The sequence below is a fragment of the Natronomonas sp. genome (assembly GCF_036625485.1).
In the GTDB taxonomy this organism is placed as follows: domain Archaea; phylum Halobacteriota; class Halobacteria; order Halobacteriales; family Haloarculaceae; genus Natronomonas.
This window is the reverse complement of the sequence record NZ_JAZKTR010000010.1, coordinates 16,974-28,030: the sequence shown is the minus strand read 5'-3', so window position 1 is coordinate 28,030 and position 11,057 is coordinate 16,974. Positions and strand designations below refer to the sequence as shown.

Genomic DNA, 11,057 nt, shown 5'->3' with positions numbered 1-11,057 from the left:
CGGCCAACAACAGCGGCTCTGTATCGCCCGGGCCATCGCGCCGGACCCGGAGGTACTCCTCATGGACGAGCCAACCTCGGCGCTCGACCCCGTGGCGGCCTCGAAGATCGAGGACCTCATCGACGACCTCGCCGAGGAGTACACCGTCATTATCGTCACTCACAACATGCAGCAGGCCGCCCGCATCTCCGACCGGACGGCCGTCCTCCTCACCGGCGGACGGCTCGTCGAGTACGACGAAACCACTAAAATCTTCGAGAACCCCGAGGAGCAGCGCGTCGAGGACTACATCTCCGGCAAGTTCGGATGACCATGCCCCGTAACGACTACCAGCAGCAACTCGAATCGCTCCGCGAGGAGGTCGTCGCGATGGGCGAGGCGGTACTCGAACGGTACGACGACGCCCTGCGCGCGCTCGAATCGAAAGACGAACAACTCGCCCGTGAGGTCATCGAGAGCGACCACGAGATCAACGAGCTGTATCTGGAGCTCGAGGGGGACTGCATCGATCTGTTTGCCCTCCAACAGCCCGTCGCCGGCGACCTCCGGTTTATCACCGCCTCCTTCAAGATCATCACCGACCTCGAACGCGTCGCCGACCTCGCGACTAACCTCGGCGACTACGCTCTGTGGGCCGAACGGACTCGCTATCCCGATATCGACGTGATACACATCGGGGAACAAGCGGGCACGATGTTGCAACGCGCGATAGCGGCTTACGAGGTCAGCGACGCCGATGCCGCCCGGGAGATCCCGCCCCATGACGACGAGATCGACGCCCTCTGTGAGACGGCCAGCGAACGCGTCGTCGACGACCTCCTGCGGACCGAATACTGCGACGAGACGGGCGACGTCGTCGACGACGTCTCCAGGCTGTTGTTGACGATTCGCGACGTCGAGCGCATCGGCGACCACGCCGTCAACGTCGCCGGTCGAACCGTCTACGCGGTCGAGGGCGACACGGAGTTGGTCTACTGATGTCCGGAAAGCTGCCCGACGGTGGGCCGATCCGCCGCAAGGTCCAGATGACGGGCGGGTCGACCTACACGGTCTCGATTCCGAAGCCGTGGGCCGACGCCCGCGACATCACTACGGGGTCGCCGATGCTCGTCTACCCGTTCGAGGACCGGCTCGTCGTCGCCAGACCGGACGCCGAACGTATCGAACGACGGACGACAATCGACGTCGAGGCGGTCGAGCCCGGACTGCTCCGCAAGCGAATCGAGGCGGCCTACGCCGCCGGCACCGACGAGGTTCGGATCGAGTCGGCGACCGGGTTCGACTCCACACAGCGGCGAACGGCCAGTCGGGCCATCACGGGCCTCATCGGGATGGAGATCGCCGAGGAATCGAGGCGGCATCTGGTCGCCCGGAACCTCCTCGACGCCACCGAGGTGTCGGTCGACGGCACCCTCGAACAGCTCCGGACCGTCTCGCTGTCGATGCACGAGGAGGCCGTCGAGTCGGCGTTATCGAGCGATGCGGACGCCGACGCGTTGGCCGACCACGTCATCTCCCGGGACGACGACGTCGACCGGCTGTTCGCCCTGCTCAGCAGGCAGTTCTACCGCCTTCTCGTCGACATCCACGAACTCGAACAGGTCGGTATCGACCGGAAGACGGCCTGCACCCGGTTTCGGGTCGGCCGACAGCTCGAACGGGTCGCCGACCACGCCGAACGCATCGCCGAGGTCGGCCAGCGGTTCGAGGAGCCACCCGAGGGCGACCTCGTCGATCGCTTCGAGCAGCTCGCCGCCGACGCCCGCCGCGTCGTCGAGATGGCCCTCGATGGGAACGCCGACGAAGCCCTCCGGCGACGTGAACGCCTGCGTGACCGACTCGACGCCTTCGACCGCGACCTCTACGAGGCCGACATCGACGACGTCTACCTCTATGGCCGTCTGCTCGAAAGCGTCCGCCGGACCGCCGAATACGGCGGTAACGTCGCCGAAATCGTCACGCTCGGCGAAATCGCCGAACCAAGATAACCGTTTTCCTGCTCTTTTCTACGCTTCCCGTTTCTCTTTCCCGGTAGGGAAGACACCGACCGACCCTCTGCTGACATGGGCGATATCGATTAACGTTTTCGAATCTCCTCAACTGAAATTTGATATTTAGCGTTCACTAGCCTTCTGGCCCTAAACCAGTGCAGAATAGAAAATGTTAATTGAAAGGATACTCAACTATTCTCCGTGTCACAGGCAACCGAACGGCTCGAACGATACCTCGAAGACCAGCTCGGGGAGTGCCGCAGCGAGGACGTCGACCGTCGACTCGACGAACTCGGCAACCTGACGGCCGCCGTCGAGGGCGGCCGCATCGACCGGGAACTCGATGTCCTTGCTGCGCTGAGCAACGAGACGCGATATACGCTCCTTCGCGTCCTCGTCGCGGCCGGCGAGGAACTCTGCGTGTGCGAACTCAACGCCGTCGTCGACGTCAGCGAGAGCGCGCTGAGCCACGCGATGTCGGACCTCGTCGACGCCGGTCTCGTCCGCGGCCGCAAAGACGGCCGCTGGAAGCAGTATCGCGCGACGAATCGGGCGGTCGCCATCGTCACGGTTCTCGACGGGAGCGTCGAATGACTACGGCCGAATCCCACGAACACGGCCCGAACTGCGGCTGTGAGAGCTGTGGCGACCCGCGGTCGATGAACTTCCTCGACAAGTACCTGACCGTCTGGATCTTCGGCGCGATGGCCGTCGGCGTCGGCCTCGGCTACGTTGCGCCGTCGGTCGTCGGACCCATCGAGAACTACTACCTCGTCGAGATCGGCCTCATCCTGATGATGTACCCGCCGCTGGCGAAGGTGAACTACGGCCAGTTGCCGACCGTCTTCCGCCAGTGGCGCGTCCTCGGGTTGAGCCTCCTGCAGAACTGGCTTATCGGCCCGACGCTGATGTTCGGCCTCGCGGTGATCTTCTTCGGCGGCGTCGTTCCCGGCCTGCCGGCCCGCCCCGAGTTCTTCCTCGGGCTGGTCTTCATCGGGATGGCCCGCTGTATCGCGATGGTGCTCGTCTGGAACGACCTCGCGGACGGCTCCAGCGAGTACGCCGCCGGCCTCGTCGCCTTCAACAGCGTGTTCCAGATCCTCACCTACGGCGTCTACGTCTGGCTGTTCGCCCTCGTGGCACCAGATCTGCTCGGGCTGGGCGCGCTGGCGGCCGAGATCGGTACCTTCGACGTGACTCCCCAGCAGGTCTTCTGGGCTATCGCCGTCTTCCTCGGAATCCCGTTTCTCGGCGGTATCCTCTCGCGGTCCGGCGGCGTCCGCCTCAAGGGCGAATCGTGGTACGAGGAGACGTTCGTCCCCACGATCAGCCCGGTGACACTCATCGCGCTACTGTTCACCGTCATCGTCATGTTCGCCACGCAGGGCGACGCTATCATCGCCGAACCGACCGACGTGTTGCTCATCGCGGTGCCGCTGACGATCTACTTCGTCGTCATGTTCTTCGTCAGTTTCGGCATGGGCCACGCCATCGGCGCGGACTACTCGACGACGACGGCCATCGGCTTTACCGCCGCCTCGAACAACTTCGAACTCGCTATCGCGGTCGCAGTCGCCGTCTTCGGCGTCAGTTCCGGTGTCGCCTTCACGACGGTCATCGGTCCACTTATCGAAGTACCCGTGCTCCTGGCACTGGTCTACGTCGCTATCTGGTTCCAGCGGCGTATCGACTGGACCGGCCACAAGACCGGTAGTCTCGACGCTCCCGACGCGCCAGCCGATCCACCCACGGAGGACGATTAACATGACTGACAACTCGATTCGACTCGGATTCGTCTGTGTACAGAACGCCGGCCGCAGTCAGATGGCGACGGCCTTCGCCGAGCGCGAACGCGCCGAACGCGGCCTCGAAGACACCGTCGACATCGTCACCGGCGGCACCTATCCTGCCGACGAGGTTCACGACATCGTCGTCCAGCTCATGGATGAGGAGGGTTTCGACCTCTCGGAACGGACGCCCCGGAAGGTCTCGACCGACGAATTGAACGACTGCGATATCGTCGCCACGATGGGCTGTTCGACGCTGGAACTCGACGCCGACACCGACGTGCGCGATTGGGCACTTCGCGATCCCGACGGTGCCGACGAAGAGACGGCCCGCGAGATTCGCGAGGAAGTCCGTGAGAACGTTCGGGCGTTGTTCGACGAACTCGAAGCCGAACTCTAGCTCGACTACTTTTATACGCTTCCATACGGATTATTGTAGTCTTTTACCGGTCATCGCCGACTCGCACTGGCAATGACCGGTACATCGTTACAAGAATCCGTATCAGTCCTCGACCGGATTCTCGCTATCCTCGCCGAGTTCGAGGGTCTCGACCGACTCCGGAAGCGCCGCCAGCGCGCTTTCGGGCCACTGCCAGTGGGCGACGGCGAACTCGGTGTCCGGATTGGCCTCGACCAGTCGACACACGCCCTCGGCGGCGGCCTCGTAGGCCTCGCGGTCGAAGCGCTCCGGGAACTCCGCCGAAACCGGGTAGCTCTCCGAGAGCGCCGAGGGGAACGGGCCGAACGGTGGCTGGAGGCGCCACGTCTCGTCGAATCTGCGGTTGTCGCCGCCCTCCGACAGCAGGACGCGGTCGGCCTCGACGGGAAGGCGGTCGAGGCGGTCGTGGTGGCGGGCGACCTCCGGGCGGCGCGCGGATTGCGGCGAGAGGTAGAAGAACGACCCCTTCGAGACAGGGTCTTGTCGCTCCAGTTGGCCGGCGCCGTCGAGCAGCGCCTTGTAGCCGTCGGCCATCGCAGGGTGGCTCCGGGCGCGTCGCTCGACGAGTTCCATGAGTTCGCCGTCGCGAATCGCCTGCTTGACCGTCCGGAGTTCCTGATAGCTGACGTGGAGGTTGTGGCGGGCCAGCAGTTCCTCGCGGTGGCGTTCGTCGGCCGCCCGGAGTTCGTCGGGCGTGTGTTCGGCACAGACCGGACACGAACAGGGCAGGTAATCGAGTTCGTCGAGGTGTTCGGTGCCCGAAATCGTGAGATAGCGGTCGTCACGGGCATAGAGCGCGTAGGCCGCCGAATCGAAGAGGTCACAGCCGGCGGCGACGGCCAGCGCGAACATCATGGGGTGGCCGGCGCCGAAGAGGTGGACCGGTGCGTCGGCACCGAGGCCGCGCTTTGCCGCCAGCACCACCTCGACCATGTCGGCGTACCGGTAGTTGTTCATCATCGGGACGACGGCACCGACCGGGAACACGTCGAGGCCCGTGCCGTAGGCGTGTTCGGCGGCCTCGGTCCGGAGGTCGGTGTAGGTCGACCCCTGGACGGGCGCGTTGACGAGCATATCGCCCACGTCGACGTCCTCGGCGGCTTCGAGCCGCTCCTGGGTCGTCGCGAGTTCCTCTTCGGCCTGCTCGCGGCTCACGTCCGGTGGCGTCGGGATGTCGACGGGCGTGCCGATATCCGAGCCGATGTCGGCCTGAAACCGCAGGATCTCCTCGTTGGTGACCGATATCTCGCCGTATTCGGAGAGTTGGAAGGACCCCGAATCGGTCATGATGGCGCCCGAAAAGTCCAGCAGTTCGTGGAGGCCCTCATCGAGGGCCTGCTCGCGGTACTCCTCGGAGGTATAGAAGATGTAGCCGTTGGTGATGAGGATCTCCGCGCCGAAGTCGGCCTCAAGCGTCGACGGCTCTATCGTTCGGATGTGGGGATTGATGACCGGCAACAGCGCGGGCGTCTCGACGGTGACGCCAGCGCGTGGGACGTCGAGTTCGCCGATGCGGCCGGCGCCGTCGACGTCCCGCAACTCGAAGATATCTCGCATTACCAGCCGTATCATGCCGACGGCGGTAAGGATTACGTCACGGGCGCGCGGATGTCGCCGCCGACACCCCTAAGAGGAACGCAAACCGACCCACGACCATGCAATGGCGCCTGTTCGCCAATCTCGCGGAGACCGCCGGCACGAAACACGTCGAGGTCCCCGCGGAACCCGGCGACACGTTCGGGGATGCCTTCGAGCAACTGCTCGATGCTCATCCCGAACTTGAAGAGGAGGTACTGGACGACGACGGAGAGCTACGGGACCACATCCGCGTCCTCCGCAACGACGCCAACCCCTTCGTGAAGGACGACGGCTTCGAGACCGTCCTCGAAGAGGGCGACGAACTCGCCCTCTTCCCGCCCGTCAGCGGCGGCGCCGATTGATACGTTCAACGACTCTTTGAGGCTACAGAAGGGATTCATATACTCGCCGCCTCCCTTCGCTCATGAACCCCGATAGACGCTCCCTCCTCAGAACCGTCGGCCTGGGCGCCGGTGCAGCACTCGCCGGCTGTCTCGACCCCGGCGACGGCGGCACCGAAACGCCGACGACCGGTGGGGGCGGCATCGCCGAGTCCGATACCCTCCCGCTCACGGTTCGGAACGACCCCGGCTGGCGTGAGGATTCGGTCGGCTACGCCGCCGTCGCCGATTCGGAGGCCCGCCAGCGGGCCCTTCTCGGAATCTTCGACCCGTCCGGGGACCGCCACGACGAGATCAGCACGTTTCTGGACGGCATCGACTACGGGACCGAACGCCTCGTCGTCGTCGAGTCGGTCGGGCCGAACGCCTGTTATAACCGACTCGACGTCGGGAACGTCCGCGTCGAGGAGGGTCGACTCCGCGCTGACGCGACGGTCGCCGATACCAGCGACGAAAACGAGGGGTGTGCCGATGTCGTGACGTTCCCGTCGACCCTCCTGCGTGTGGCCTTCGAGGACGGTCCCCGCGACGAGGTCGCCATCGACGTGACCGACGGCTGGGGCGAGGAAGCGACCGTGACTGCGACGGCCGACGACGCGCTGTCCCCTGACCCTGCCGACCTACCAGGATACGTCCGTCCCGAGTCCGATCCGTCGCCCGTCGCACCGCTGGAGTGTGACCGCGACGGCATCAAGCGCCACCCCCAGTGGTTCGACGAGGTCGACGTGGCGTGGGGCGACATCGAAGCCGACGGCGAGTCGGCGTTCTCGCTCCGGGTCGAGAGCCTCGACCACGAGTACGGTGATACCGCGAGAATCCAACTGACGAACGTCGCCGACGAGACGCTCTCGACGGGCAACCGCGCCAAGTACAACCTGCAGGTCTACACCGACGACGGCTGGCAGGACCTCCGAGTAAAAGACGAGGACGACTACTTCGAGTACACTGACGAGGCGATCGGCCACCCGCCCGGCGACGGCTTCGAGTGGGCGTTCGAGTTGACCGAGGACGGTATCGTCGAGGGGACCTACCACGACGATGCCGAGGTCTGTCCCGATCTGCAGTCCGGTCGATACCGGTTCGCGTACTTCGGTGCCATCGGTGACGGCGCCGTCGCGGTCGCCTTCGACCTCACTACTTGAACGACGGGTCGCGGTCCTCGACGAAGGCCTCCATCCCCTCGCGCTGGTCGTGCGTACCGAACAGGCCGGCGAAGACCTCCCGCTCGTAGCCGAGGCCAGCCTCCTTCGACCCCTCCGCGCGCTGGTTCATCGCCCGCTTTGCCCCCCGGAGCGCGAGGGCGGGTTTCTCGGCCAGTTCGGCCGCGAGGTCGCTCGCGCGTGCGTCGAGTTCGTCGTCGCCAACGACTTCGCCGACCAGGCCCACCTCGGCGGCCGTCTCCGCGTCGAGACGCTGGCCGAGATAGATGATTCGGCGGGCCGCCTCCTCGCCGGCCACCTCGGGGAGTCGCTGGGTGCCGCCGAACCCCGGAACGATGCCGAGGTCGATCTCCGGTTGGCCGATGACCGCCGACTCGGCGGCGACCCGGAGGTCACAGGCCGCCGCCATCTCGCAGCCACCGCCCAGGGCGAAGCCGTTGATGGCGGCGACGACCGGCGCGGGGAACGCCTCGATGGCGTCGGCGACCGCGTGGCCGAGTTCGCCCCACTCCAAGGCCTCCTCCGTTGAGAGGTCCTGCATGTACTTGATGTCCGCACCGGCGATGAAGGCGTTGCCCGCCCCCGTCAACACGAGCGCACGGGCGTCCTCCCGCTTTGCCTCCGCGAGGGCCTCCTGCATCGCCTCAAGTGTCTCGACGTTCAGCGCGTTCAGCGCGTCGGGTCGGTCGATCGTCAGCGTCGCTACATCGCCGTCCCACTCGAGTGTAACTGTCTCCCAGGACATGCCTCGACCAACCGAAGCGGCATCAAAGAAGGTATGCCCCGCGGCAGTCGCGAACGCCGGTACTGATTACCTCAATCGCGCGAGTGAGATTTCGGCACCGAGGGCGCCCGCCGCGCCTATCGCGAGAAAGGGCAGAACGACGAGCGCGTGTTCGAGTGCCGACGCGAGCGTCAGTCCGAAAAGGAGTAGGCCGACGAAGGCTCCGTCGAGGCCGTCGCCGACGCGGGCGTAGGCGGCATCCGAGATATGCCGCGGCGTCTCGGGAACGAGCACCCGCGCCTTCCGGGTTCCCTGTCCGGCGCCGTCGCGGTCGCCTTCGACCTGACGGTGTAGCCACTACGGAATCGAAAAGGACGGTAACGAACGAACGCCGCGATTTGGACCCGGACGGGAGATGTTTTCCACGGCCCATACGGCTTTTGCCGGTGTCCCGGATTCGCGAACCTCGTTTACACGAGGTCCGTTACTTGGCCTTCGCGCCGATCCGCCATGGCGGATGGGTTTCGGGTCGCTTCGGTTCTCCTTCGAGGCGTTCACCTTGTTCCCCTTCTACGGGGTCTTTGGTTTTGCCTCTAACTCCCTCCAACCCGGTGGTGACCGGACCGGAGGGGGTCGTCCGGCGAGCCCTCACGGCGCCCGTCGGGAGATTGAGATATGTTACCAATACACATAAAACTTTCTGTGAACCCGATATCGACGGCTATCGGTGACAGCGGACGGGAGCGGACTGGCCCGACGTCAGTATCGCGTCAGGTCCCGCTCCAGAACGAAGTCGGGGTCCTCGGAGAAGTCGACGCGGGCGTAGGCGGCATCGGAGACGTGTCGGGGTGTCTCGGGGACGAGCATCCGCGCCTGCTCGGCACCCTGTTCGGCGGCGTCGCGGGCGATGGCGTCGCCGAGCGCCCGGAGCGTCTCGTGGTCGTCCCACGCGCCGACGCCGTACTCACACCACGTTTCCGGCTCTCCGTCGTCGTTCTCGCGCTCGAAGGTTCGGGTCCGGTAGGTCATCCCGCGGGCGCGTTCGTCGTCCGCGACCGCGAAGGCCCGGTCGGATTCGGCGAGGCGCTCCTTGGTAATCTCCGCGAGCGCCCACGACTCCTCGAGGTCGAGGCCGAGTCCACGGAGTTCGTGATAGGCGTCGCTGCCGTGGAAGACGCTCCACGCGACGGTCGGGTCGTCGACGATGTCGAGTTCGGGGTTGGCGCCAGCGCGCGGTTCCGGCTCCACCCAGCGGAACTCCGCCAGCGGTTCGAACCCCATCGCACGGGACTGGCCAAGGCCGGCGTCGTTCCACGAGAAGACCATGTTCCGGCAGACCGTCGCGCCGCTGTCGGCCGCCCACTCGTAGACGGCTTCGGTGAGTTTCGGGCTGATATTCCGGCCGCGATAGGCCGGGTCGACGCGCATGCCCTGTGCCCACGCCTCGTGGTCCGACAGGAGGGCGCCCTGACAGATGCCGACCGGCTGGTCGTCGACGGTGGCGACGAAGGTACGCTGGTCCGCGCCGTCCGTTTCCACCCACTCGTCGAAGACCCGCGGGATGTAATCCCCGCCGAGTTCCGGCCAGGTGTCTCGGGTGAAGGCGACGACGGCCTCGCGGTCCTCGGGGCGGGCCTGCCGTGTCTCGACCGGCGCGTCGGAAGCGGTCTCGGCGTCGCTCATCTCACGTCCACGGAACGGAGCGTTCCTGCAGTTCGCCGGCGACCGATCGCCGCATCGTCTCCTCGACCGATTCGACGTTCGCCAGCGCCCACATCAGTTTGACGTAGGCCGTCTCCGGCAAGGTGTCGCCGGCCTCGACGACGCCGGCATCCAGCAGGTCCCGGCCGGTGTCGTAGACGCGGTCACAGACGCGGCCCTCCAGACACTGGCTCGTCATGACGACCGTCGTGCCGTTCTCGACGAGTTCCTCGATGCGGGGAATCCACTCGGTGGTGACGTGGCCGAGGCCCGTACCCTCGATGACGAGACCCGAGGCGTCCTCGGCGATGTCGAGGAAATCGACCGGCGTACCGGGAACGAACTTGATGTGCTGGACGTCGCGGTCCAGCCCTTCGGCGAGATGCAGGTCGTCGGCGCCGCGGGCGGCGGGTTCGCGGTTGAACGACACCTCCCCGGTCTTCCATTCGACCTCGCCGAGCGGTTCGGCACCGACCGTCTCGAAGGCGTCCCGACGGGAGGTATGGTTCTTCCGGACGCGTGTGCCCCGGTGGAGGGCACAGTCGTCGTCGGATTCGTCGGCGTGCATACAGACCACCGTCTCGGAGTGGTCGGCCTTGGCGGCCTCGACGGCACAGACGGCGTTCATCACGTTATCGGAGGACGGCCGGTCCGCCGAGCGCTGACTGCCGGTGAAGACGACCGGCACCGGCGTATCGAGCATGAACGACAGCGCCGAGGCGGTATGTTGCATCGTGTCCGTCCCGTGCATCACGACGACGCCGTCGGCGCCCTGTTCGATCTCCTCGTGGACGGCCTCGGCGAGGTCGACCCACACGTCGGGCGTCATGTTCTCCGAGAGGATGTTCGCGACGACGCGGCCCCGGTAGTTCGCTCGGCCTGCCAACTCGGGGACGGCCCGAAGGACGTCCTCGGCGTCGAACTGGGCGGTGACGGCGCCGGTCCGGTAATCGACCGTCGAGGCGATGGTCCCGCCGGTCGAGATGAGCGAGATGGTCGGCAACTCCTCTTCGAAGGTGATCTCCGAGGTGCCGCCGGTGTCCTGTGCCTCCTCGATGTCGTAGCTATCCTGCTCCAGTACCTCGACGTCGGCCTCGTCGCGGTCGATACCGACGTTGTAGCCGCCCTCCAGTTTGACGACCAGATTCTCGGCCGTCGTCGAGGGCATCAGCACGCCCTCGTAGGTGGCGGTGCCGCGGTCGACACGGACGCGGTCCCCTGCGTTCATACAGTCGGATACCACACCAGTACCCTTCAAACCCACTTTTCCCCGTTG

General features: G+C 65.8%; 13 protein-coding genes. 8 read left to right on the top strand and 5 right to left on the bottom strand.

Annotation, left to right across the window (positions count from 1 at the left end; all coding sequences use genetic code 11):
- The 6 genes from V5A53_RS02320 to V5A53_RS02295 form a co-directional block, all read left to right on the top strand.
- The coding region (locus V5A53_RS02320) for a phosphate ABC transporter ATP-binding protein (protein WP_332311948.1) at positions 1-310 on the top strand (310 nt) is incomplete at its 5' end.
- 2 nt (positions 311-312) lie between these two features.
- Positions 313-978, top strand: a complete 666-nt coding sequence (gene phoU, locus V5A53_RS02315; RefSeq protein ID WP_332311947.1) for a phosphate signaling complex protein PhoU — start codon at positions 313-315, stop codon at positions 976-978.
- A complete protein-coding gene (locus V5A53_RS02310; protein WP_332311946.1) occupies positions 978-1,988 on the top strand; it encodes a phosphate uptake regulator PhoU in 1,011 nt (336 codons plus the stop codon). The genes phoU and V5A53_RS02310 overlap by 1 nt, the downstream gene beginning before the upstream one ends.
- A gap of 204 nt (positions 1,989-2,192) precedes the next feature.
- A complete protein-coding gene (locus tag V5A53_RS02305) occupies positions 2,193-2,585 on the top strand; it encodes an ArsR/SmtB family transcription factor (RefSeq protein ID WP_332311945.1) in 393 nt (130 codons plus the stop codon).
- On the top strand, positions 2,582-3,754 hold the full coding sequence (arsB, locus tag V5A53_RS02300) for an ACR3 family arsenite efflux transporter (RefSeq protein ID WP_332311944.1): 1,173 nt from the start codon (positions 2,582-2,584) through the stop codon (positions 3,752-3,754). The genes V5A53_RS02305 and arsB overlap by 4 nt, the downstream gene beginning before the upstream one ends.
- A gap of 1 nt (position 3,755) precedes the next feature.
- A complete protein-coding gene (locus V5A53_RS02295; RefSeq protein WP_332311943.1) occupies positions 3,756-4,178 on the top strand; it encodes an arsenate-mycothiol transferase ArsC in 423 nt (140 codons plus the stop codon).
- A 102-nt stretch (positions 4,179-4,280) separates the two neighbouring features.
- Here V5A53_RS02295 and tgtA read toward each other — a convergent pair whose 3' ends face one another.
- Positions 4,281-5,774, bottom strand: a complete 1,494-nt coding sequence (gene tgtA / locus V5A53_RS02290; RefSeq protein WP_332311942.1) for a tRNA guanosine(15) transglycosylase TgtA — start codon at positions 5,772-5,774, stop codon at positions 4,281-4,283.
- Positions 5,775-5,872: 98 nt separating this feature from the next.
- Here tgtA and V5A53_RS02285 point away from each other — a divergent pair, with 98 nt between their 5' ends.
- Together V5A53_RS02285 and V5A53_RS02280 are read left to right on the top strand one after the other, a co-directional pair.
- Positions 5,873-6,157: a ubiquitin-like small modifier protein 1 gene (locus V5A53_RS02285; protein WP_332311941.1), complete on the top strand. Its 285-nt coding sequence runs from the start codon at positions 5,873-5,875 to the stop codon at positions 6,155-6,157.
- A 62-nt stretch (positions 6,158-6,219) separates the two neighbouring features.
- Positions 6,220-7,338, top strand: a complete 1,119-nt coding sequence (locus V5A53_RS02280) for a hypothetical protein (RefSeq protein WP_332311940.1) — start codon at positions 6,220-6,222, stop codon at positions 7,336-7,338.
- Here V5A53_RS02280 and V5A53_RS02275 read toward each other — a convergent pair.
- From V5A53_RS02275 to gatD, 4 genes are all read right to left on the bottom strand, one after another.
- Positions 7,331-8,101 carry an enoyl-CoA hydratase/isomerase family protein gene (locus V5A53_RS02275; RefSeq protein WP_332311939.1) on the bottom strand — a complete coding sequence of 257 codons (771 nt, stop codon included), beginning with the start codon at positions 8,099-8,101 and terminating at the stop codon, positions 7,331-7,333. The two genes, V5A53_RS02280 and V5A53_RS02275, sit on opposite strands and share 8 nt — an antisense overlap.
- A gap of 66 nt (positions 8,102-8,167) precedes the next feature.
- Positions 8,168-8,374: a hypothetical protein gene (locus V5A53_RS02270; RefSeq protein WP_332311938.1), complete on the bottom strand. Its 207-nt coding sequence runs from the start codon at positions 8,372-8,374 to the stop codon at positions 8,168-8,170.
- Between the two features lie 465 nt (positions 8,375-8,839).
- On the bottom strand, positions 8,840-9,763 hold the full coding sequence (locus V5A53_RS02265) for a GNAT family N-acetyltransferase (protein ID WP_332311937.1): 924 nt from the start codon (positions 9,761-9,763) through the stop codon (positions 8,840-8,842).
- A 1-nt stretch (position 9,764) separates the two neighbouring features.
- The gene (gene gatD / locus V5A53_RS02260; RefSeq protein ID WP_332311936.1) at positions 9,765-11,009 is read right to left on the bottom strand and encodes a Glu-tRNA(Gln) amidotransferase subunit GatD; all 1,245 of its coding nucleotides are present in this window, start codon (positions 11,007-11,009) and stop codon (positions 9,765-9,767) included.
- Positions 11,010-11,057 lie beyond the last annotated feature (48 nt).